Origin of the sequence: Pseudomonas sp. SHLD1 (assembly GCF_028640935.1) — a bacterium.
Lineage (GTDB): Bacteria > Pseudomonadota > Gammaproteobacteria > Pseudomonadales > Pseudomonadaceae > Chryseomonas > Chryseomonas aestiva.
Genome location: NZ_JAQZAD010000011.1, coordinates 130,806 through 152,707 on the forward strand (window position 1 = coordinate 130,806; position 21,902 = coordinate 152,707).

The following is a 21,902-nucleotide window of genomic DNA, read 5'->3' on the forward strand; positions in this document are numbered from 1 at the left end:
CGGTAACTCGCCCAGGCCGACCACCACCACTGGAGAAACATCATGCCGAACGTAAACCAGAGCAGCGGCAGCGCTCAGCCTATCACGCTCCACCCGGCCCTGGTGCAACGCTGCCAGGCCACCGCCCTGCTGGGCGAAGCGGTCATCCGCTACCAGGTCAGCCGCTCCAGCGGCGATCGCATCCACCTCCTCGCCCTGGCCAGCATGGCCAACACCCTCGGCGCCCTGACCGCCGAGGACGCCGAGGTCATCGAAACCACCCTGGCCAAGCCGGCCCAGCAGCACACCGGAGCATCCGTATGACTACCAATTCCGGCATTACCCGTTCGGCTCAGGCCGAAGAACACGAGCTGCGCACTCTGCAGATTGTCGACCTGGCCGCAGCGACCGTTACCGAAGCCTTCGCCGAGAAGCATTGGGACGGGGCGATACGCGACCTGATCGACGAGCTGCTCGACGATGAGGGGCATCAACATCCCTCGCTCCAGCCGGTGGTTGAGGTCATGCGGCGCCCCTGCACGCTGGAGCAATTCACCGAGCAGGATCATTTGGACGACAACGCACACGCACTTTTCCGCCGTCAGTTGCTCGGCCTGGCCATCCAGTTCGGCAGTACCGTCCGCAAGTACATGGGCCAGGACACCTATGCGTCCGGATTCGGGTACATGCGCACCGTCTGGATCTACGCCGATACCTACGAAGCGGCCTGGGAATTGGCCGTCCAATGGGCAGAGAAGTCGCACACCCAGGATGCCGTGAGGGCCCCCCAATGAACCGCCGCATCGATATCGTCATCGACCTGGAGACCCTCGGCCAGGGCAACAACGCCCCCATCCTGTCCATCGGCGCCGTTGCCGTGATCGGTGCCGGCACTGCCACAGCGGCGATCGCCGACGAGTTCTACAGCCGCGTCGATCTGGAATCCGCTATCGCCCGCGGCGCCGTGCCCGATAGCGAAACCATCGAATGGTGGTGGCAGCAGTCACCCGAGGCCCGGGCCGAGATCGACGGCAGCCGCGATCGGGACGACATCCGGGCCGCCCTGGTGCTCCTCTCCAACTGGCTGCTCCAGCAGTCGACACCTCACCCCGACCAGGACGGCTATCTCGCCGACGTGGAACGGCGGATCTGGGGCAACAGCCCTAGTTTTGACTGCGTCATCCTGGGCAACGCCTACCGCATCGGCGGCAACCTGGTGCCCTGGCATCACCGGGAAGAGCGGGACCTGCGAACCCTGCTGGACCTGTACCCCGCCGCCAAGCAGCGTGACTTCGTGGGCATCCGTCACCACGCCCTGCACGATGCCCGGCACGAAGCCCATCAGCTGATCCAGGCCCTGTCCGTCCATGCCCTGCGCCTGGACTGCGCCAAGGCCGAAGCCAGCCGGGTGGCATCGCTGGAACAGCCACAGACCTGCAGGTCTAGGTAATGACGATCGACAACCGCCAACAGCTCCTCGAGGCCGAGGCGCGCACCTGGATCCGCAAGGGCTACAGTTCGACCGAGCGGATCCAAGAATTGCGGGCAACCATAACCAAGCACCGCGGCGCAGCCGCGGCTGAGAAACTGATTCAAGAGATGCGCCATCAGTACCGGCGCCTACGTGAGGAAGAGACCAATGGCCAGCAAGCTGGATAGATTCCTGCGCGAGGAAGAGGTGGTCGCGGTGACCTCCCTCTCTCGCGCCACCATCTGGCGACTGGTGAAGGCCAGCCAGTTTCCGCCGCCGGTCAACATCACCCCTGGCCGGGTCGGCTGGCGTGAGTCCGCCATTGCCGGGTGGCAGAGCGATCCAATGAGATGGCAAGGCGGGGCTGCGTGAGCAGCCCCTTTTACTTGCTGACGTTCCGCTCCAGCCACTCAGCCCACACCTGCAGACCGGCCCGCTTCTCTTCAAAGTAGTCATAGCGGTCATAGTGCTTCGACGATACGTCGTTGAAGGCGTGCCCTTGGATCCGGTCCCGCAATTCCTTGCTCAGCCCGGCGCTGGCCATCAGCGTCTTGCAGGTACGCCGCAGGTCGCGCAGCGTGAACGGCCCGGCGAATGCCTTCTCATGCCGCTGATAGAGCTTCGTCACCGCCCTAGATAGTGACTGCACGTTGAGCGGCTGGCCCTGGACCCGGCCTTGGAACGGATAGGGACTCTGCTCATCGATCTCCGCCATCGTGTGTAGCACCTGCCGCATCGGCTCGTTGAACGGCACCACGTGCAACTGCCGCTCTCCCTGGACCCGGCCCTTCGCGCTGCGAATCACCAGGTGGTCGTCGTGGTACATCGACCGATCAGACGCGAGCAGCTGCTCTGGTCGCTGACCGCCGGCGGCGATGAGAAAGCGGAGCAGCTCGGCGGTGGTAAGAGACAATTTCTCCGGCAGCAGCTGCCAGAGCGTCCGGAGTTCGACTTTCGACAGCGCCCGGTCTCCAGGCTGCTCCCAGTCCTCTTGCACTGGGATGCTGGCCACCGGATTGCTCTGCAGGCCAAAGCGCACCTTCACCTGCAGATAGCTACGGGGGTTGTATTCCTGCTCAAGTCCCGCCTGGAACGCTGCGTGCAGCTGCGATCGCACTCGATTGCAGTAGGTAGTGACGCCGTTATCGATCATACGGCTGATGATGTCCCGAATGTCCGCAGGACCGATCAGCGACGCCGGCCGCTTCACCAGCCCCGGGAACGGCTCGCAGACATAATGCCGAAACGACCATGCCACATTGCCAGCCGAGGCCGCCCCCTCCCCTTCCAACTTCGCCAGGTACGAATCCAGCAGCTCCTGGAAGGTGCCAGCGGCAGCCACCAGCTCCTTTTCGTCCCGGCAGCGATCGCGCGCATCCGTCAGCGTCAATGCCGGCCAGTTACCCAGCTTGCGCTTGCTCTTCTGCTCGCCGATTCGGCGCTGGTAATAGAACTCCTTGGAGCCGTTGGGTCGCACTCGGAGCACCAGGACACCCTCGCCCCGGGCAGTGCGACCGTCTGAAACCGAGTACTCCTTTTCTCGCGGCTTGAGGGCGCGGATCTGCTTTTCCGTGAGCATTTTGGGGTCCGTTTCTGGGGGCCGTTCGCCGGAATCAAGGTGGTTTCACCTGAGACGAGGTGAGACAGCCCAAGGGTATGGAAACCCCCGATTCTACTGGCTTCGAGCGCCAATCTGACACTCCATGAATCAACTTGAGATTCTAGGCGGAGCAGTTTCCCAAGCTCATGACGAGGGTTCGATTCCCTTCGCCCGCTCCAGATCCAGACGGCCTCCAATCAGTCCTTGCGGACACGCTGATTGGGGGCCGTTGCGTTTCCGGGCCCTGCCAAAGGGGGTTCGCGCGCGAAACCTACCCCGCCACCAGCCCCTTTACCCGCTGCGCCAGCGCCTCGACCGCGAAGGGCTTGGTCAGGATCGCCATGCCGGGTTCCAGGTGGCCGTCGCTGAGCAGCGAGGTTTCGGCGAAGCCGGTGATGAACAGCACCTTGAGCGCCGGACGCTGGACCCGGGCGGCGTCGGCCAGCTGGCGGCCGTTCATGCCGCCGGGGAGGCCGACGTCGGTGACCAGCAGATCGATGCGGGCATCGGAGTGCAGCACTTCCAGGCCGCCGGCGCCGTCGGCGGCCTCGATGATGACGTAGCCCAGTTCGCGCAGCAGATCGGTCACCAGCATGCGCACCGTGGGTTCGTCGTCGACCACCAGCACCGTGGCATGGGCGCCTTCCAGCAGACAGGGCCGGCCCTCTGCCAGGGGCAGACCGCACGGTCGCTCCACCGGTCGCAGGGGCAGATATAGGCAGACGGTGGTGCCTTCGCCTGGCGTCGAGCGCAGCCGCAGCTGGCCGCCCGACTGGCGGGCGAAGCCATAGATCATCGACAGACCCAGACCGGTGCCCTGCCCCATGGGCTTGGTGGTGAAGAAGGGCTCGAAGGCCTTGGCGGCGACCTCCGGCGTCATGCCGCTGCCGGTGTCGGTCACGCTCAGGTGCAGATAGCGCCCGGGTGCCAATTCGAAATCGCGGCTATCCGCTTCGCCGAGGGTGCGATGACTGGCGGCGATGAGGATGCGCCCGCCCTTGGGCATGGCATCGCGCGCGTTGATGCACAGATTGAGCAGGGCGTTTTCCAGCTGGGACTGGTCCACCAGCAAGGGCTGGTCGTCCGGCAGGCTGGTGAAGTGCACCTGGATGGCCGGTCCCACGGTGCGTTGCACCAGGTCGAGCATGCCGCCCACCAGCTGGTTCACGACGGTGGCCTCCGGAGCCAGGGTCTGGCGGCGGGCGAAGGCCAGCAGCCGGTGGGTCAGGGCCGCGGCGCGCTTGGCGCTGCCCTGGGCGGCCAGCAGGTATTTTTCCAGTTCGGTGAAGCGCCCCTGGCCGATGCGCAGACTCATGAGGTCGAGGCTGCCGGAGATCCCCGCGAGCAGGTTGTTGAAATCATGGGCCAGGCCGCCGGTGAGCTGGCCGACTGCTTCCATCTTCTGCGACTGGCGCAGGGCCTCTTCCGAGCGGCGCAGTTCCTCGGTGCGCTCTTCGACACGCTGCTCGAGGGTGGCGGTGAGGTCGCGCAACTCCGCCAGGGCCCGGTCGCGCTCGTCGGCCAGGGCTCGGCGGGCATCCACGTCCAGCAGCACGCCGGGAAAGCGCAGCGGCGTGCCGTCCGGCGCCAGTTCGACGTGGCCGTTGGCCTCCAGCCAGTAGTAGCGGCCGTCACCGCGGCGGACCCGGTACTGGTGGGCATAGCGCCCGCCGCGGCCGATGACGTCGGCGATGGCCGCGGCCAGGCCGGCCTGGTCGTCCGGGTGGACGGTGGCCACCACCTGCGCCAGGCTCAGGCCATCGCGGCCCAGCGCCGGATCGAGGCCGAAATTGAGCGCGAAGGCCTCGTCGACGGTGAATCTGTCGGTGGGCAGATCCCAGTACCAGGTGCCGATGATGGCGCCGGCGGCGAGGGCCAGTTGCACACGCTCGGCGGCGGCCAGCACGCTGCTCTCCGCGGCGCGCGCACTGTCGCGCTCGTCGATGCGCGCCGAGAGTTCCCGTTCGAGGGTCAGGTTGTGCCGGCGCAGGGCGGCCTCGGCCACATCGCGCTGATGGTGGGCCTGGACGCCGGCAGTGGTCTCGGTGGTGATGTTGAGCATGCCGACGATGGCCTCGCCGTCACGCAGCGGGCTGTAGGAAAAGCTCCAGTAGATGTCCTCGGGATAGCCGTTGCGGGTCATCACGAAGTGCTTGTCGACGAAGTGCAGCGCCTCGCCGGACAGCGTCCGCTCGATCAGCGGCGCGATCTCGTCCCACAGTTCCGCCCAGACCTTGTCGATCGGCTGCCCCAACGCGGCAGGATGGCGCGCACCGAGAAAGGGGGCGTAGGCCTGGTTGTAGATCAGCGTCTGCTCCGCGCCCCAGGTGGCGCACATGGCGAAGGGGGACGCCATCAGCAGGTCGTAGGTGGTCCGGAGGGCCACGGGCCAGCTGGCGCGCGCCCCCAGTGGCGTGGTTTCCCAGGCGAAACTTTCGAGATAGGACAAGGGACGACTCACTGGCAGAGGCACTGAGGGATCTCGTGGCCGTCCGGGTCCGTTGCAGGGGCCCGGATGGCCATGATAGGCAGGTACGAGCCGGCCTGCCAGAGTTCCAGGTGACCGACGGCGCCGCCGCCCCCATCAGTGGCAGGCCGGCCCTGCGGCATGCTGTCCCGGTGAAACGACTGGCATGCCCGCCGTGCATCTCTTACCGTGTGGCCCCCGCTGTCGCTGTCAGGTATCCGCTCGTCATGTCCGCGTCTCCCACCCCGCCCGAGGGGCTGCAACGCAGCCTGTCCAATCGCCATCTGCAACTGATCGCCATCGGCGGCGCCATAGGCACCGGCCTGTTCATGGGCTCGGGCAAGACCATCGCCCTGGCCGGCCCCTCGATCCTGCTGGTCTATCTGATCATCGGCAGCGCCCTGTTCTTTGTCATGCGCGCCCTGGGCGAACTGCTGCTGTCGGACCTGGACTACAAGTCCTTCATCGACTTCTGCACCGATCTGCTCGGGCCCTGGGCCGGCTTCTTCTGCGGCTGGACCTACTGGTTCTGCTGGATCGTCACCGCCATCGCCGATGTCATCGCCATCGCCGCCTATGCCCAGTTCTGGCTTCCAGGCCTCGCGCCCTGGATCCCGGCGCTGCTCTGCGTGCTGCTCCTGCTGGGGCTCAATCTGGTCACCGTGCGGCTGTTCGGCGAACTGGAATTCTGGTTCGCGCTGATCAAGATCGTCGCCATCTGCGCGCTGATCGTCACCGGCTTCGGCCTGGTGCTCTGGGGCTTCCAGTCGCCCTCGGGCAACGTCGCCAGCCTGGCCAATCTGTGGAACGACGGCGGCGTCTTTCCCATGGGGCTGGGCGGTTTCTTCGCCGGCTTCCAGATCGCCGTCTTCGCCTTCGTCGGCATCGAGCTGGTGGGCACCACCGCCGCCGAGACCGCCGATCCCCGGCGCAACCTGCCGCGGGCGATCAACTCCATTCCGCTGCGCATCCTGGTGTTCTATGTGCTGGCGCTGGTGGTGATCATGGCGGTGACGCCCTGGCGCCAGGTGGTGCCGGACAAGAGCCCCTTCGTCGAACTCTTCGTGCTGGCCGGCGTGCCCATGGCCGCCAGCCTGATCAACTTCGTGGTGCTGACCTCGGCCACCTCCTCGGCCAACAGCGGCATCTTCTCCACCAGCCGGATGCTCTATGGCCTGGCCCGCGAAGGTCATGCGCCTCGTGGTCTCACCCGTCTTTCGCGGGCGGCGGTGCCGGCGCGCGGACTGGTGCTGTCCTGCCTGTGCCTGCTGCTGGGTACGGTGCTGATCTACCTGATCCCCAACCTGGTCACCGCCTTCACCCTGGTCACCACCCTGGCCGCGGTGCTGTTCATGTTCGTCTGGTCGCTGATCCTGCTGGCCTGGCTGGCGTACCGCCGCAACCGTCCGGAGCGCCATGCCGCCTCGGCCTTTCGCCTGCCCGGCGGGCGCTGGGTTTGCTATGGGGTGCTGATCTTCTTCGCCGCGGTACTGGTCCTGCTGACCTTGCAGGACGACACCCGCCAGGCGCTGCTGGCCAGTCCGCTGTGGTTCCTGCTGCTGGGCGTGGGCTACTGGTGGCGCGGGCGGCGGGCGGTACGCGCCGGCTAGACAGGCGCTGGGCGCTCAGCCTACCGTCCAGAGTTCATCGAGCCGGGTGGTGTAGCGCGGGCTGAGCAGGTCGCGGCGCATCTGCCAGGCGGGATCGCGCGGAATCCGCGCCGGTCTCAGGGTCTCGCGACCGAACCGGCCATTGATGGCGTCCAGGGTCGCCATCAGGCGCGCAGCGGCGGGATCCGGGACGGCGGCGAAGAGATCCGCCGCCACCTCGCTACGGCCGCAGAGATCGAGCAGCAGCACCTCCGCCTTGGCATAGCCGAAGCCGTCGCGAAAGATCTCGCGCAGCCCCGCCTGGGCCTGATCGTTGAGCACCCGGGTGTCGTCGCTGGGCGCCGGCAGGTTGAGCAGGGCGGCATTGGCGTAGCGGCCCTCGTCGGCGCCGTGCATGCCGGTCTGGATACTGACCCTCAGGGTGCGACAGAGCGAGCCCTGGGCGCGCAGCTTTTCCGCAGCGCGGGCGGTGTAGCTGGCCACCGCCTCGGCCAGGGCGCCGAACTGGTACTGGCGGCGACCGAACATGCGACTGCTGCAGATCGTCTGCCGTGGCGCTTCCAGTTCCTCCAGGCTCAGGCAGGCCAGTCCGCGCAATTCCCGTGCGGTCTTTTCCAGCACCACGCTGTAGCGCTGGCGCAGCGACCAGGCGTCCTGCCCGGCCAATTCCCAGGCCGTGGTAACGCCCTCCCCGCGCAGGCGCGCGGCCAGGCGCCGGCCGACCCCCCAGACGTCTTCGATGGGCGAATGCTTGAGCACCCAGTCGTGCACCGCCGGGTCGCGCAGATCCAGCACCCCGCCGGTGCGCGCCGGCCAGCGCTTGGCGGCGGCATTGGCCAGCTTGGCCAGGGTCTTGGTACCGGCGATGCCGACGCTGACCGGGATGCCCGTCCATTTCTGCACCCGCGCCTGTAGGCGATGGCCGAGGGCGTCCAGGGGTTCGGGCAGGCCGGCCAGATCGGCGAACACCTCGTCGATGCTGTAGCGCTCCAGGCGCGGCACCAGGGTCGCCAGGGTGCGCATCACCCGATCGCTGAGATCGCCATAGAGGGCGTAGTTGGAACTGAAAGCCGTCACCTCGCCGCGCCGGGCCAGTTCGCGCACCTGGAACCAGGGCGCGGCCATGACGATGCCCAGGCGCTTGGCCTCGGCCGAGCGGGCGATCACGCAGCCGTCGTTGTTGGACAGCACCACCACCGGCCGCTGCGCGAGATCGGGGCGGAAGACCCGCTCGCAACTGCAATAGAAGGCATTGCAGTCGATCAGCGCCAGCACCGACTCAGCCATGGCCGAAGCGCCGCAGGCTGTGAGTGGCGACGCCCCAGACCTCGAAGTCGTCGCGCTCGCCGATGACCAGGGGGGCATAGGCGGGATTTTCCGCCAGCAGGACGAAGTGGGCGCCGCGCCGGCCGAGGCGCTTGAGGGTGGGTTCGCGATCGCGTACCGCCACCACGATGTCGCCGACCCGTGCCGGCCGGGCGCGATCGACGATCACCAGATCGCCGGCAAAGATGCCGGCACCGGTCATGCTGTCGCCACTGACCTGGATGACATAGGTGTGGGGCGCGCGCAGGTCGACCAGTTCGTCCAGCGAGACCTGGCGCTCCTGATGATCCTGGGCCGGCGAGGGAAAGCCGCACGGCAGGCGAAAATCATAGAGCGGCAGCCGGGTCTCGGACGACTCCAGGCAACCCAGGACGGTAACGGACATGACAAGGCGCTCCTGCGGATAACTGTCTATTTATACAGTCATCCGCAGCCGCCAGGTTGTAAAGTCCGACCTAAGCCTCGCCGATGAGCGGCGCCCTCAAGCGCTGAGGCGAAAGCGCGAGACGATACCGCGCAGGTCCTGGGAGAGGCCGGCGAGCCGTTCGGCGGTACCGGCATCGGACTCGATACCGCTCAGCACCTGCAGGGTGCTGGCGCGGATGCCGGTGGTGTTGCGGTTGATGTCTTCGGAGACCGCGGCCTGCTGTTCCGCGGCACTGGCGATCTGCACGTTGACGTCGACGATGCGCTCCACGGCGGCGCCGATGCTGGTCAGGCTGACGCTGGCCTGCTCGGCCGCCGCGACGCCGGTCAGGGCATGGCCGCGACTGGCCTGCATCTGCCCGACGGCCTCGCCGGTGGCGGCCTGCAACTGCTCGATGATGCGGCGGATTTCCTCGGTGGAGGTCTGGGTGCGCGAGGCCAGGGTGCGGACCTCGTCGGCCACCACGGCGAAGCCGCGACCCTGCTCGCCGGCACGAGCGGCCTCGATGGCGGCGTTGAGTGCCAACAGGTTGGTCTGCTCGGCGATGGTACGGATCACCGCGATGACCCCGCCGATGGCCTGGCTGTGGCTTTCCAGGGCTGCGACCTTGGTGGCGCTGAGGTCCACCTCGGCGGCCAGGGCCTCGATGGCCTGTTGCGTCTGCTGCATCACCCGGGTGCCTTCCCGGGTCGCCTGATCGGCCTGCTGGGCGGCGGCCACGGCGCCTTCGGTGTTGTTGGCGACGTCCGCCACGCTGGCGGTCATCTCGGTGATGGCGGTGGCCACCTGATCGGTTTCGCCCTGTTGCGTCTGCATGGTCGAACGCGCCTGGCCGATGGAGCCGGCCAGGGATCCCGAGGCCTCGGCCACCGCGCTGGAGGCCTGATCCACCTCGCGCAGCGAGCGACCGAAGGCCTCCAGCATCGCGTTCAGGCTACGGCCGATGTCGGCGATCTCGTCACGCCCGTGCAGGGCGGCGCGGCGACTCAGATCGCCCTGGGCGGCGGCGGCAGTCACCCCGACCAGTTCGGCGATCCCCAGGCGCAGCGCCTGGTAGATGCCGGCGAAGGTGTAGGCCAGCAGCAGCAGGGCGCCCAGGATCATGCCCATGACCAGATTACGCAGCGTGGTCGCATGGACCAGTCGCTCGGCCAGCAACTGGGAGAGCTGGCCCTGCGCCTCGTCCTGCACCTTGTAGTAGCGAGCGACCACGGCATTGCCCTGGGTACCCAGGGCGCGCCCGGAAACCGTACCCTCGTTGGTCATGGCCGCCTGCATGCCCTGGCGGAAGTTGGCATAGTCGTCCGCCGCCTGGGCCAGGGAGCCCTTGAGCCGCTGGGCCAGTTCCGGCGCCTGACGCGCCAGGAGTCTGAGGCCCTGCTCCAGTTCGTCGGCGCTCTGCCGTTCCTGGTTCACCACGCTGCGCGCCAGGTTAAGACTGGCCGGATCGAATCTGTTGGTGGCGCTCAGACCGGTGGCCAGGCCGCGCAGTTGCCCGATGAGGTTGATCTCTCGCGGCAGGCGCACGGAGGTGATGTCGATGAGAAAGAGGCTGGTGTAATCCGAGTCCAGCGCCAGGCCGGAGGTGGCCGAGACGTAATAGAAGAGGTTCAGGGTCTGGGTCAGTTGCTCGTTCCAGGCCTCGAACACCTCCAGCGGGGTGCCCGTGGCTCCCTGCATCAGGCGCTCGGCGCCCCGCCGCAGCTGGCTCAGGCGATCCCCGGTTTCCAGCTGGGTGCCGAGTTCGCGATCCAGCCGGCCCAGATCGTCATAGGCCTTGAGCAGGTTGTCGCGGTTGTTCTGCCAATCCTGCTGAGCGGAGGCATCGCCATCCTGGAGCCGCTTGGTCAGGGCGCGCTGCAACATGCTCAGGCGGGCGACCGGGGTCAGTTGCGTCAGATAGCGCTGACCGTCGATTTCCTGGACCAGGCCGATCCGCTGTTCCTGGATATCCTGATAGAGGTAGACACTGAGAAACACCAGGGGCACCAGGACGATGGCCGCCAGACAGGCGAATTTGGCGGGGAATCTCAGACGATTCATTAGACTTACGACTGGGGTCAACAGATTCATGGCGAGCTCACGGGCGGCAGGAAGGGTCACTCGGGCTGTACCGCCCAATTTGTGACGTAATAGACAGAGTTTTCTGTAACAGTTCTCTCGCTATCGGCCTGCCGCTTCGCTTATATGGCGCTTTGCCACCCGACGGTCAAAAGGCGCTCCTCAACGGTTGCAGGATGGCTCTAGCATGCATGATGTAGTGATTCTCAATGCCCTTGTGCTGGATGGTCGCGACCGTCCGGGCCGGGTACTCGACGTGGCGATTGCCGGCGAGCGCATCCAGGCGCTGGGCGAGCTGGCCGGCCAACCGGCACGGGAGGTCCGCGACGGCAGCGGCCTGGTACTGGCCCCCGGCTTCATCGATGTCCATACCCACGACGACACCATGGTCATCCGCCGGCCGCAGCAACTGCCCAAGCTCAGCCAGGGGGTCACCACCGTGGTGGTCGGCAACTGCGGCATCAGCGCCGCCCCGGTGCGGCTGCGTGGCGAGCCGCCGGATCCGCTGAATCTGCTCGGCCCGGCAGCGGCCTTCGGCTATCCCACCTTCGCCGCCTACCGCGCGGCGGTGGAGCAGGCGCGGCCCGGCGTCAACGTGGCCGCCCTGGTCGGCCACACGGCGTTGCGCAGCAACCACCTGGACGATCTCCAGCGTGCCGCCACTCCGGCCGAAATCGCCGCCATGCGCCTCGAATTGCGCGACAGCCTGGCGGCTGGCGCCCTGGGGCTCTCCAGCGGGCTGGCCTATGCCTCCGCCGCGGCGGCGCCGACCTCAGAAGTGGCCGAACTGGCCGCGGAGCTGGACGCCGTGGGCGGACTCTATGCCACCCACCTGCGCAGCGAATTCGCCGCGGTGCACGAGGCCCTGGACGAAGCCCTGGACATCGGTCGGCAGGCACGGGCACCGGTGGTGGTCTCGCACTTCAAGTGCGCCGGGGTGGACAACTGGGGCCGCGCACCGGAATTGCTCGGCGCCCTGGAGCGGGCCGCCCATCGTCAGCCGGTCGGCTGCGACTGCTATCCCTATGCGGCCAGTTCCTCCACCCTGGACCTCAGGCAGGTCACCGATCGCCACCGCATCACCATCACCTGGTCCACCCCGCATCCCGACTGCGGCGGCCGCGACCTGGCCGCCATCGCCGCCGACTGGGGTCTGGATCTGCAGGAAACCGCCCGCCGCCTGCAACCGGCGGGTGCCGTCTACTACGGCATGAGCGAGGCCGATGTGCGGCTGATTCTCGCCCATCCGCTGAGCATGATCGGTTCCGACGGCCTGCCCGAGGATCCCTTTCCCCATCCGCGGCTCTGGGGCGCTTTCCCGCGGGTGCTGGGTCATTTCAGTCGTGACCTCGGCCTCTTTCCGCTGCACACCGCCGTGCACAAGATGACCGGCCTGTCCGCCGCCCGCTTCGGCCTCAGCGGCCGCGGCCTGATCGAGCCGGGCGCCCAGGCCGACCTGGTGCTGTTCGATCCCCGGCGCATCCGCGACGTGGCCGATTTCAGCGACCCGCAACGGCCGGCCGAAGGCATCCACGCCGTCTGGGTGAATGGCCGCCTGGCCTATGCCCCGGACCAGGCCATTGGCGAACGCCATGGCCGCTTCCTGCCACGCGCCGGCGATCTGCGGCACGGCTTCCCGCGCCCCTGCTAAGCGCTACCAGGTAACGCCTCGCCCTGGTGCACCGCCGTTACCTTCCGCCACCTCCCGGTGCCCCCTGGCGCACCGGGAGCACCCTCCGCTGCCCGTCGCTCGAGCCAAGCCGTTGATTTGCAACGCCGGGCGAATAGCTGGCACAGTCACTGCAATCGATTCCGTTGTTATGAACATAATTCCGCTACAACGGAAACGGAGAGACGCTATGACAGGCAAGACGAAGGGGTGGAAAACGCTGGCGCTGCTGGTCGGCCTGGTCGCCATGACCGGCGCCCAGGCGGCCAAGCTGGATGACGTACTCAAGCGCGGCCATCTGGTCGTGGGTACCGGCAGCACCAACGCCCCCTGGCACTTCCAGGGCGCCGACGGCAAGTTGCACGGCTTCGATATCGATATCTCCAAGGTCATCGCCAAGGGCCTGTTCAACGATCCGGAAAAGGTCGAGTTCGTGGTCCAGGGCTCGGATGCGCGCATCCCCAACCTGCTCACCGACAAGGTCGACATCAGCTGCCAGTTCATCACCGTGACCGCCAGCCGCGCCCAGCAGGTGGCCTTCACCCTGCCCTACTACCGCGAGGGCGTGGCCCTGCTCCTGCCGGCCAACAGCCGCTACCAGCAGATCGATGACCTCAAGGCGGCCAAGGGCGACCTGACCGTGGCCGTGCTGCAGAACGTCTATGCCGAGGAACTGGTGCACCAGGCCTTGCCCGGCGCCAAGGTCGACCAGTACGACAGCGTCGACCTGCTCTACCAGGCCCTGGGCACCGGCCGCGCCGACGCCGTGGCCACCGACCAGTCCTCGGTCAAGTACCTGATGACCCAGAATCCCGGTCGCTATCGCTCGCCCGACTACGCCTGGAGCCCCCAGACCTACGCCTGCGCGGTCAAGCGCGGCGACCAGGACTGGCTGAACTTCGTCAACACCGCCCTGCACGAGGCCATGACCGGCGTGGAATTCCCCACCTACCAGGCCTCCTTCAAGAAGTGGTTCGGCGTCGAGCTGCCATCCCCGGCGATCGGCTTCCCCGTCGAGTTCAAGTGATCCTGGCCCCGGCGCGGCCTGTCCGCGCCCTCTAGGTAGACGTCGAGCATGAACTACACCCTCAACTTCGCCCCCGTGTGGCAGAACCTGGACCACCTGCTGGCCGGGCTCGCCCTCGGCCTGCAGCTGGCGCTGGTGGGCATCGCCATCGGCTGCCTGATCGGCCTGGCCACGGCCTTCGCCCTGCTCTCGCCGGTGCGGGCGCTGCGCTGGCTGGCGGCGGGCTACGTCACCCTGGTGCGCAACACCCCGATCCTGGTACTGATCCTCCTGCTGTACTTCGCCCTGCCCAGCATCGGCATCCGCCTGGACAAGCTCAGCTCCTTTCTGATCACCCTGGCGCTCTATGCCGGCGCCTACCTGGCCGAGGTGTTTCGCGGCGGCCTCATGGCCATTCCCAAGGGCCAGCGCGAGGCCGGCCTGGCCATTGGCCTGCGCGAATGGCAGATCAAGGCCTACGTCATCATTCCGGTGATGCTGCGCAACGTGCTGCCGTCGCTTTCCAACAGCTTCATCTCGCTGTTCAAGGACACCTCCCTGGCGGCGGCCATCGCCGTGCCGGAACTGACCTACCAGGCGCGCAAGATCAACCTGGAAAGCTACCGGGTCATCGAGACCTGGCTGGTGACCAGCGCCCTCTACATCCTCACCTGCTACGTCATCGCCCTGCTGCTGCGCCAGCTGGAGCGACGGCTGAGCCTTAACCGCTAGGAGCCCGATCGTGTACGAAGCCCCCTCCTGGTTCCTGGAGTTGTGGAACGCCCGCCAGACCCTGGCCGCCGGTTTCGCCACCACCCTGGCGTGCTCCGTGCTGGCGGTGCTGGGCGGCACCCTGCTCGGTACCCTTGGCGGCCTGGCGCTGACCTATGGCCGCTGGCCGCTGCGCCTGCCGTTCCGTCTCTACTCCGACCTGATCCGCGGCACCCCGGTGTTCGTGCTGGTGCTGGCCTGCTACTACATGGCCCCCGCCCTGGGCCTGCGGCCCACGCCCTTCCAGGCTGGCACCGCGGCGCTGCTGCTGTTCTGCGGCTCCCATGTGGCGGAGATCGTCCGCGGCGCCCTGCAGGCCATTCCGCGTGGCCAGCACGAGGCGGCCAAGGCCATCGGCCTGACCTTCGCCCAGAGTCTCAAGGAGGTGCTCCTGCCCCAGGCGCTGCGCCAGATCCTGCCGACCTGGGTCAACGCCTCCACCGAGATCGTCAAGGCCTCCACCCTACTCTCGGTGATCGGCGTGGCCGAGTTGCTCCTGAGCAGCCAACAGGTCATCGCCCGCACGTTCATGACCCTGCAGTTCTATCTGTTCGCCGGGCTGCTGTTCTTTCTCATCAACTTCGCCATCGAGCGGCTCGGCCGCTATCTGGAAAAACGGGTGACCCTGCCATGACCGATTCCAACGTCCCCCTGCTGAGCATCAACGACCTGCACAAGAGCTTTGGCGCCGTGGAGGTGCTCAAGGGCATCGACCTGTCCCTGGATCGCGGTGACGTGGTCACCCTGATCGGCTCCAGCGGCTCGGGCAAGACCACCCTGCTGCGCTGCGTCAACCTGCTGGAAGACTTCCAGGGCGGCAGCATCCGGCTGGCCGGCGAGGCCATCGGCTATCGCGAGGAAGGCGGTCGCCGCCAGCGCCTGCCGGAGCGCGAGATCGCCCGCCAGCGCTCGCTCACCGGCATGGCCTTCCAGCAATTCAATCTGTTTCCCCACCTCACCGCCCTGGAAAACGTCACCCTCGGCCTGCGCAAGGTCAAGAAGCTGGGCAAGGACGAAGCCGTGGCCATCGGCGAGCAGTGGCTGCGCCGAGTCGGCCTGATCGAGCGCCGCGATTATCATCCCGGCCAGCTTTCCGGCGGGCAGCAGCAGCGGGTGGCCATCGCCATGAATCCCAGTCTGATGCTGTTCGACGAACCCACCTCGGCGCTGGACCCGGAGCTGGTCGGCGAGGTGCTGGCGGTGATCAAGGACCTGGCCCAGGACGGCATGACCATGCTGCTGGTTACCCACGAGATGAGATTCGCCTACGAGGTGTCCGATCGCATCGTCTTCATGAGCCAGGGCCGCATCGAGGAGCAGGGTCCGCCCCGCGAGCTGTTCGAGCGGCCGCGCTCCACCCGTCTCGCCGAATTCCTCGGCCGGACCTCTTTCTGAATCCTTCCCCCGTAACAGGAGCAACCTTATGAGCATCACTCGATACGGCGCCGGCGAACGCGGCGCAGGTGGCCAACCCCTGCCCTTCGCCCGCGCGGTGGAAGCCGATGGCTGGCTACACGTCTCCGGCCAGGTGGCCATGGAGAAGGGCGAGATCATCGACGGCGGCATCGTCGCCCAGACCCACAAGACCATGCAGAATCTGATCGCCATCCTCCACGAAGCCGGCTACGGTCTGGAGCACGTGGTGCGTGCCGGCGTCTGGCTGGACGATCCGCGCGACTTCTGGAGCTTCAACAAGGTGTTCGCCGAGTACTTCGCCGGCAACGCCCCAGCGCGCGCCTGCGTGCAATCCTCCATGATGGTGGACTGCAAGGTCGAGATCGACTGCATCGCCTACAAACCCAAGGCCTGAGACAAACCGCACAGATGACCGAACCTACCCGCCAACGAGCCCGCGGCCTGGACCGCGCCTTCGATATCCTCGATCACCTCAAGCGGGTGGGTCGGCCGCTGCGACCCAACGAGATCGCCGCCGGCCTGGGCATTCCCAAGTCCACCGTCTACGACCTGGTCGGCCTGTTGCTGGAGCGGCACATGCTCGATGCCGTGGGCCGCGACGGTCAGGTCTACCTGGGCCGCGAGCTGTACTTTCTCGGCCAGGCGCACCTGCGCCACTTCGATCTGGCCCGCGAGGCCGGGATGCTCTTGGACGATATCGTCGCCCAGACCCGCGAGACCGCCCAGCTGTGTCAGCTCAACGGCCGCAAGTACACCGTCTCGCTGATGAAGGAAGGCGCCCGCGCCTTTCGTATCTCCTCCAATGTCGGCGAGGACGCGCCCATTCCCTGGACCGCGTCCGGGCGACTGCTGCTCGGTCATCTGAGCGATGCCGAGATCCTCGCCCTGATCGATCCGGACGACTTCATCCTGCCCGACGGCAGCCGCCTGCCCCCGGCGACCTTTATCGCCGAGATCCGCAGCGCCTGCGCAGAAGGCTTCTTTTCCTTCGACAGCATCGCCGACACCTACACCCACTGCTTCGCCGCCCCGGTGCGGGATGCCAGCGGCCTGAGCATCGCCACCCTGTGCATCGTGGCGCCCCGCGCCGACGCCCAGGCCCACCATGCCGAGTACCGCCAGGTGCTGGTCGACAGCGCGCGCCGCCTGTCCCAGCGCCTGGGCGGCCAGGAGAATCCATGACCGCTCTACATGCTCCCGATAAAGGCGCCGCCAGTCCTGGCGCCAGCCTGCTCAGCGACATCGCCCTGCCCGCCCTGGTCATCCACCAGGACGCCCTCGACCACAACATCGCCTGGATGCAGGCCTTCGCCAGCGAGCGCGGTGCCGAACTGGCGCCCCACGGCAAGACCAGCATGGCGCCGGCGCTGTTCCAGCGACAGCTGGCCGCAGGCGCCTGGGGCATGACCCTGGCCACCGCGGTGCAGACCCGTGCCGCCCAGGCCCATGGCGTGCGCCGGGTACTGATGGCCAATCAGCTGGTGGGCGCGCCGAACATGGCGCTGATCGCCGAACTGCTCACCACCGATCCGGACTTCGACTTCCATTGCCTGGTGGATCATCCCGACCAGGTCACCGCCCTGGGTGCCTTCTTTGGCGCACGCGGCCTGGCGCTGCAGGTGATGATCGAATATGGCGTACCCGGCGGCCGTTGCGGTTGCCGCAGCGAATCCGAGGTGCGTGAACTGGCCCGCGCCATCGTCGGGCAACCGGCGCTGCGCCTGACCGGCATCGAAGGCTACGAGGGAGTGATCCATGGCGCGGAGGCGGCCACCGACATCCGCGCCTTCGCCGATTCCCTGGTGCGCCTGGCGGAGGAATTGCGTGGCCAGGGCGCCTTTGCCCTCGACCGGCCCATCGTCACCGCCTCGGGGTCAGCCTGGTACGACCTGATCGCCGCCGCCTTCGACCAGCTGGAAGTGCGCGAGCGCTTTATCGCCGTCATGCGCCCCGGCAGCTATGTGGTCCATGACCACGGGATCTATCGCGATGCCCAGTGTGGCGTCCTGGCCCGCACCGGTCTGAACGAGGGCCTGCAACCGGCGCTGGAGGTCTGGGCTCACGTGCAGTCCATGCCCGAACCCGGTTTCGCCATCCTGGCGCTGGGCAAGCGCGACATCGCCCACGATGCCGGCCTGCCGCTGCCACTGCGCCGCTACCGGCCGGGTCGGACCGCTGCCGACGCCGTCGACGTCAGCGGCTGCACGGTCACGGCCATCATGGACCAGCACGCCTTCATGGTCGTGGCCCCAGGGACCGCGCTGGCCATCGGCGACATCATCGCGCTGGGCACCTCCCACCCCTGCCTGACCTTCGACAAGTGGCGCCAGGGCTGCATCGTCGACAGCGAGCTACGGGTGGTGGAGACCTTCGCCACCTGTTTTTAGCGGCGCAGCCTTCTAGGGCCGCAACTCGCCCTGCTCCTCCCCATCCCAGTAACGAACGCGCTCGGCATGCACCTTGATGAGGATCATGCCGGGCGTGTCGGTGCCCTGGGGAAACCAGCGATCCAGACTCTTGGTCCAGTGCGCCTCGAATTGCGCCTTGTCGCGGATCAGCTCGGCATGCCCTTCGATGCCGATGAAGATGCCGGGCTTGCCGAGCAGACTCTTGCCTTCGCTGAAGCTCAGCCCCACCGCCGGATCCTGCTCGATGTCACGGATCTTGGCCGAGTCCTCGTAGGCATAGAACCAGGAGTCTCCGTCGTATTCGACGTCGCCGTTGTTGCTCATCGGCCGGCTGGTCAAACGCCCGGTGCCGGTGGTCAGCATGCAGAAATCCAAATCGCGCATCGCTTTGGAAAGGTCGTGCAGGGTCTTGTCGGCCATGGGGGTCGCTCCGGTTGGGCGGGCAGGCAGTGCCCGTCTGCATTCAGACCGGGGACGGCTGCCGCTTGGTTCCGGCGCGGCGGCCGCGACCGGGCTTTTCGGACGGACAGCCCTAGTGCGAAGAGACATAGACCGCCGTCGCAGGCGGCGCCGGCAGTGCATAGGTGGCCTTCATCCAGTCGATCTCCGCCAGCGGTGTCCGGCCGAACAGCCGCTTGAATTCGCGACTGAACTGGGAGGCGCTCTCGTAGCCTACGGCAAAGGCCGCGTTCGCCGCCGGGAGGGCGTCGCGCAGCATCAACAGCCGCGCCTGGTGCAGACGGGTCGACTTCAGATACTGCATGGGCGTGGTACCCGTGACGTCGCGGAAGTGGCGATGGAAGCTGGGCTGACTCATCCGCGCTTCCTGCGCCAGCGCGGCGACGTCCAGCCGCTCGGCATAGCGGGCATGCAGGGTGCGCAACGACCGGGCGATGCGGCCGAAACGACCCTGGCGATCCAGGGCCGCACGCAGTGATCCGCCCTGGGCGCCGGTGAGGATCCGATAGTAGAGTTCGCGCAGCAGCGCCGGCCCCAGCAGCCGGGCGTCCGTCGGCACGCTCAAGACCTCCAGCAAGCGTAGCGTCGAAGCGCGCAGCGCTTCATCGAGCGGCGAGGCATAGAGCCCGCGGGGCGCCTCCAGCGCCGGTCCCAGTTCGCTGTCGAGCTGCAGGACCAGGTCGCCGAGCAGCCCGAAATCCAGCCGCAGATAGATGGCCAGCAGCGGTGCCTCCGGACTGGCATCGGTCTCCATGGTGAAGGGCACGGGCACGGAGACCACCAGGTAGTGCTGGGCATCGTACTGATAGACGCGGTCACCGAAGTAGCCGCGCTTGCCGCCCTGGCAGACGATGACGACCCCGGGATCATAGAGCACGGGTACGCCGGTCAGCGGGCGATCCGAGCGCAGGAAGCGCACATCCTCCAGAGGGCTGAGGTTGTAGCCTTCCTGGGGCGCCAGCCTGCCCAGCAGCGCCACCACCCGGCTGGCAAAGGGATCGCTCGGATTCATGGGGCCTCCGCGTCAGCCATCGGTGGAAAGGGTCAGGGCCTCCCAGCGCTCGATCTCCCGGCTGGCCGTGGCCAGACGTTCGCGCACCAGCTGCAAGGCATCGCTCCCCAGCAGCAACTGCGCAGGCGGCGCCGGCAGGGCGATCAGCTGCAGCAGGGCCTGGGCCGCCCTGCGCGGATCGCCCAGCTGCTTGCCGCTCTTGGCCTCCCGCGCCGCACGGATCGGCGTGAACTGCTCATCGTAGTCGGCGATGCCGCGGGCGCTGCGACGCATCGAGCGACCCGCCCAGTCGGTGCGAAAGGAACCGGGTGCCACGGCGGTGACCCAGACGCCGAAGGGTGCCAACTCCTGGCCCAGGGCCGCCGAGATGCCTTCGAGGGCGAACTTGCTGCCGCAATAGTAGGAGATACCCGGCAGGGTGATGGTGCCACCCATCGAGGTGATGTTGATGATATGACCGCGGCGCCGCTCGCGGAAGGACGGCAGGAAGGCCTTGGTCACGGCGACCGCCGCGAAGACATTGACCTCGAATTGCTGGCGCAGCTCTTCCAGCGGCGATTCTTCGAGAATGCCCTCATGGCCGTAGCCGGCATTGTTGACCAGGACATCCACCGGACCGTGGGCTGCCTGAACCTCGGCCACCACCGTTGCCAGGCGAGCATGGTCCGTGACATCCAGCAGCACGCCATGAGCCCGGTCCGACAAGGCGGCGAAGGCCTGAAGATCGGCTTCCCGGCGCAGCGTGCCGATGACGCGGTGGCCGGCCGCGAGGGCCTCCCGCGCCAGGGCGTTGCCCAGGCCGCTGCTCACCCCGGTGATGAAAAGGGTCTTGTGCTCGTTCATGGTCCACTCCCCTCGTTGGAAGCGGCCATGCTAGCGCCGGTGCCTGGCGCCTTCGTTGCCGGATCGTCTGGAGGTCTTGCCCAATCCTCTCGACCGCTACCCTCCTGGCGCCTATCAGACGACCTACAAGGGCTTCGCCGGCCACTCCCCCGATGCCACCCACGACGTGGGGCGCAGCCAGGCGCTGATCAGCTGGAGCCGCTTGCCGGTACCCGCCAGGAACACCCTGAACGGCAACGACCTCGGCGCGGCGAATGTGCGCTTCAAGGCTGGCGGGGCCTTCTGGTCCAACCTGCAGAAGGCCCGGCAGGCCCCGTGACCGTTCTGGGGTAGCAGGGGCTCGCTGGCGGCGTCGCCGCAGGCGTCCAACCAAGGCTGTAACCTTGGCTGCGGGAACAGCCCGCTAGCGACGCCCGGTTCGCGTGGCCAGGGCCGAGACGCCGACCCCCAGGATCACCAACCCGAGCCCGGCAAGAAACAGCGGGGAGACGGTCGCGCCAAACGCCAGACAGGAGAAGGCGGTACCCACGAGCGGCACCCCCAGGGTGAAATTCGACATGCCGAACGTGGAGATCCTCCGCCCATGTTCCGCCGAGATGACGAAGCAGGCCGACGTCGCGACCGGACCGATGAACAACAGCGCCTCGACCAGCGTTCGATCCCAGACGATGGCGATCGGCGGCCCTTCGACGAGGTAGGCGGCAATCGCCAGGGGGATGGTGGCCAACAGCATCTGCCAGGGTGCCAGGAGCAGCGCCGGGGTCACCCAGTAATGGCGCTTCACATGCAGGATGACGATCGCCCAGCTCACCGCCGCCAGCAGCAGGAAGGCCGCCCCCACGAGGGTGTCCCGCTGCGTCCAGTCGAGCTCTCCAGGGGAGCAGACCGCGACGACCCCCGCCATCCCCACCAGCAGCCCGGCAAGCTGCAGCCGGGTCGGCACTTCACGAAACAGCACCCAGGCCACGACCACGCACCACAGCGGCGTGGTGTAGGCCAGGAGCACGGCCTTGCTGGTGTCGACATGCACCATCGCCACCATGCCGAGTCCGGTGAAGGTCATCATCTGCAGCAGGCCCACGCTGGCGACGATGGGCAGGTCCTGCCGGGTGGGCCGCCTGAGCTGCCCTCGCACGCCGAGATAGGCGAACAGACAGAGCGCGGCGCTGGCGAATCTGAGGGTCGCCAGCCAGAGCGGCGGCACGCTGTGCAGGGCAAGCTTTGTCACCGGCCAGCTACTGCCCCACAGCAGCACCATGAGTCCCAGGCACAGGTAGGTGGAGGAGATTCCCCGGCCTTTGATGCGGCTTTTCGCCAGATGCTGGATTGAAACGCCCATGATGCCACCCCGTCGCAAGCAGATTGCCCAGGGTCATG

At 67.2% G+C, this 21,902-nt stretch carries 23 protein-coding genes and 1 pseudogene; 15 read left to right on the forward strand and 9 right to left on the reverse strand.

Translation table 11 applies throughout. The annotated features are described in order from the left end of the window. Positions 1-42 precede the first annotated feature (42 nt). The 5 genes from PVZ77_RS03890 to PVZ77_RS03910 are packed head-to-tail and all read left to right on the forward strand — an operon-like array spanning position 43 to position 1,822. A complete protein-coding gene (locus PVZ77_RS03890) occupies positions 43-303 on the forward strand; it encodes a hypothetical protein (RefSeq protein WP_273809926.1) in 261 nt (86 codons plus the stop codon). Continuing rightward, positions 300-773 carry a hypothetical protein gene (locus PVZ77_RS03895; RefSeq protein ID WP_273809928.1) on the forward strand — a complete coding sequence of 158 codons (474 nt, stop codon included), beginning with the start codon at positions 300-302 and terminating at the stop codon, positions 771-773. Before PVZ77_RS03890 ends, PVZ77_RS03895 begins: the two co-directional genes overlap by 4 nt. Further along, positions 770-1,429 (forward strand): 3'-5' exonuclease, encoded by a 660-nt coding sequence (locus tag PVZ77_RS03900; protein ID WP_273809930.1) that lies wholly within the window; start codon positions 770-772, stop codon positions 1,427-1,429. Before PVZ77_RS03895 ends, PVZ77_RS03900 begins: the two co-directional genes overlap by 4 nt. Next, a complete protein-coding gene (locus PVZ77_RS03905; protein WP_273809932.1) occupies positions 1,429-1,638 on the forward strand; it encodes a DUF7696 family protein in 210 nt (69 codons plus the stop codon). The genes PVZ77_RS03900 and PVZ77_RS03905 overlap by 1 nt, the downstream gene beginning before the upstream one ends. Continuing rightward, on the forward strand, positions 1,619-1,822 hold the full coding sequence (locus PVZ77_RS03910; protein ID WP_115946727.1) for a helix-turn-helix transcriptional regulator: 204 nt from the start codon (positions 1,619-1,621) through the stop codon (positions 1,820-1,822). The genes PVZ77_RS03905 and PVZ77_RS03910 overlap by 20 nt, the downstream gene beginning before the upstream one ends. A gap of 10 nt (positions 1,823-1,832) precedes the next feature. On the opposite strand, the gene PVZ77_RS03915 is transcribed toward PVZ77_RS03910, so the two are convergent. Both PVZ77_RS03915 and PVZ77_RS03920 read right to left on the reverse strand, forming a co-directional pair. After that, positions 1,833-3,029 carry a tyrosine-type recombinase/integrase gene (locus tag PVZ77_RS03915; RefSeq protein ID WP_115946726.1) on the reverse strand — a complete coding sequence of 399 codons (1,197 nt, stop codon included), beginning with the start codon at positions 3,027-3,029 and terminating at the stop codon, positions 1,833-1,835. 292 nt (positions 3,030-3,321) lie between these two features. Beyond that, a pseudogene (locus PVZ77_RS03920) lies at positions 3,322-5,010 on the reverse strand (ATP-binding protein); the annotation flags it as partial. A 734-nt stretch (positions 5,011-5,744) separates the two neighbouring features. Between PVZ77_RS03920 and cycA the strand changes: the two are divergent. Beyond that, positions 5,745-7,127: a D-serine/D-alanine/glycine transporter gene (gene cycA / locus PVZ77_RS03930; RefSeq protein ID WP_273809935.1), complete on the forward strand. Its 1,383-nt coding sequence runs from the start codon at positions 5,745-5,747 to the stop codon at positions 7,125-7,127. 15 nt (positions 7,128-7,142) lie between these two features. On the opposite strand, the gene PVZ77_RS03935 is transcribed toward cycA, so the two are convergent. The 3 genes from PVZ77_RS03935 to PVZ77_RS03945 form a co-directional block, all read right to left on the reverse strand. Then, positions 7,143-8,414, reverse strand: a complete 1,272-nt coding sequence (locus tag PVZ77_RS03935; RefSeq protein ID WP_273809937.1) for a Y-family DNA polymerase — start codon at positions 8,412-8,414, stop codon at positions 7,143-7,145. Further along, positions 8,407-8,838, reverse strand: a complete 432-nt coding sequence (locus tag PVZ77_RS03940; RefSeq protein ID WP_273809938.1) for a LexA family protein — start codon at positions 8,836-8,838, stop codon at positions 8,407-8,409. The genes PVZ77_RS03935 and PVZ77_RS03940 overlap by 8 nt, the downstream gene beginning before the upstream one ends. Positions 8,839-8,934: 96 nt before the next feature. Continuing rightward, a complete protein-coding gene (locus PVZ77_RS03945; RefSeq protein WP_273809940.1) occupies positions 8,935-10,953 on the reverse strand; it encodes a methyl-accepting chemotaxis protein in 2,019 nt (672 codons plus the stop codon). A 175-nt stretch (positions 10,954-11,128) separates the two neighbouring features. On the opposite strand from PVZ77_RS03945, the gene PVZ77_RS03950 reads away from it, so the two are divergent. From PVZ77_RS03950 to PVZ77_RS03985, 8 genes are all read left to right on the forward strand, one after another. Then, the gene (locus PVZ77_RS03950) at positions 11,129-12,592 is read left to right on the forward strand and encodes an N-acyl-D-amino-acid deacylase family protein (protein WP_273809941.1); all 1,464 of its coding nucleotides are present in this window, start codon (positions 11,129-11,131) and stop codon (positions 12,590-12,592) included. A 265-nt stretch (positions 12,593-12,857) separates the two neighbouring features. Then, positions 12,858-13,637, forward strand: coding sequence for a transporter substrate-binding domain-containing protein (locus PVZ77_RS03955; protein ID WP_273810341.1), 780 nt, complete (start codon positions 12,858-12,860; stop codon positions 13,635-13,637). 48 nt (positions 13,638-13,685) lie between these two features. Further along, the gene (locus PVZ77_RS03960) at positions 13,686-14,348 is read left to right on the forward strand and encodes an amino acid ABC transporter permease (RefSeq protein WP_273809943.1); all 663 of its coding nucleotides are present in this window, start codon (positions 13,686-13,688) and stop codon (positions 14,346-14,348) included. 10 nt (positions 14,349-14,358) lie between these two features. Further along, a complete protein-coding gene (locus tag PVZ77_RS03965) occupies positions 14,359-15,021 on the forward strand; it encodes an amino acid ABC transporter permease (protein WP_160924018.1) in 663 nt (220 codons plus the stop codon). Next, positions 15,018-15,782, forward strand: coding sequence for an amino acid ABC transporter ATP-binding protein (locus tag PVZ77_RS03970; RefSeq protein WP_273809945.1), 765 nt, complete (start codon positions 15,018-15,020; stop codon positions 15,780-15,782). The genes PVZ77_RS03965 and PVZ77_RS03970 overlap by 4 nt, the downstream gene beginning before the upstream one ends. Positions 15,783-15,810: 28 nt before the next feature. Next, the gene (locus PVZ77_RS03975) at positions 15,811-16,197 is read left to right on the forward strand and encodes a RidA family protein (RefSeq protein WP_273809947.1); all 387 of its coding nucleotides are present in this window, start codon (positions 15,811-15,813) and stop codon (positions 16,195-16,197) included. A 14-nt stretch (positions 16,198-16,211) separates the two neighbouring features. Next, entirely contained in the window at positions 16,212-16,985 is a 774-nt protein-coding gene (locus tag PVZ77_RS03980; protein ID WP_273809948.1) for an IclR family transcriptional regulator, read from the forward strand. Then, positions 16,982-18,190, forward strand: coding sequence for an amino acid deaminase (locus PVZ77_RS03985; protein WP_273809949.1), 1,209 nt, complete (start codon positions 16,982-16,984; stop codon positions 18,188-18,190). Before PVZ77_RS03980 ends, PVZ77_RS03985 begins: the two co-directional genes overlap by 4 nt. A 12-nt stretch (positions 18,191-18,202) precedes the next feature. Here the strand turns inward: PVZ77_RS03985 and PVZ77_RS03990 are convergent, their stop codons facing one another. The 3 genes from PVZ77_RS03990 to PVZ77_RS04000 all read right to left on the reverse strand — a co-directional run bounded on the left by PVZ77_RS03990 (position 18,203) and on the right by PVZ77_RS04000 (position 20,525). After that, positions 18,203-18,631, reverse strand: a complete 429-nt coding sequence (locus tag PVZ77_RS03990) for a pyridoxamine 5'-phosphate oxidase family protein (protein ID WP_273809951.1) — start codon at positions 18,629-18,631, stop codon at positions 18,203-18,205. Between the two features lie 112 nt (positions 18,632-18,743). Next, positions 18,744-19,682 (reverse strand): AraC family transcriptional regulator, encoded by a 939-nt coding sequence (locus PVZ77_RS03995; protein WP_273809952.1) that lies wholly within the window; start codon positions 19,680-19,682, stop codon positions 18,744-18,746. A 12-nt stretch (positions 19,683-19,694) separates the two neighbouring features. After that, positions 19,695-20,525 carry an oxidoreductase gene (locus PVZ77_RS04000; protein ID WP_273809954.1) on the reverse strand — a complete coding sequence of 277 codons (831 nt, stop codon included), beginning with the start codon at positions 20,523-20,525 and terminating at the stop codon, positions 19,695-19,697. Positions 20,526-20,580: 55 nt separating this feature from the next. Between PVZ77_RS04000 and PVZ77_RS04005 the strand changes: the two genes are divergently transcribed. Continuing rightward, positions 20,581-20,844 (forward strand): NPP1 family protein, encoded by a 264-nt coding sequence (locus PVZ77_RS04005; RefSeq protein WP_273809955.1) that lies wholly within the window; start codon positions 20,581-20,583, stop codon positions 20,842-20,844. An 84-nt stretch (positions 20,845-20,928) separates the two neighbouring features. Here PVZ77_RS04005 and PVZ77_RS04010 read toward each other — a convergent pair whose 3' ends face one another. Further along, positions 20,929-21,864, reverse strand: a complete 936-nt coding sequence (locus tag PVZ77_RS04010; RefSeq protein ID WP_273809957.1) for a DMT family transporter — start codon at positions 21,862-21,864, stop codon at positions 20,929-20,931. Positions 21,865-21,902: the final 38 nt, after the last annotated feature.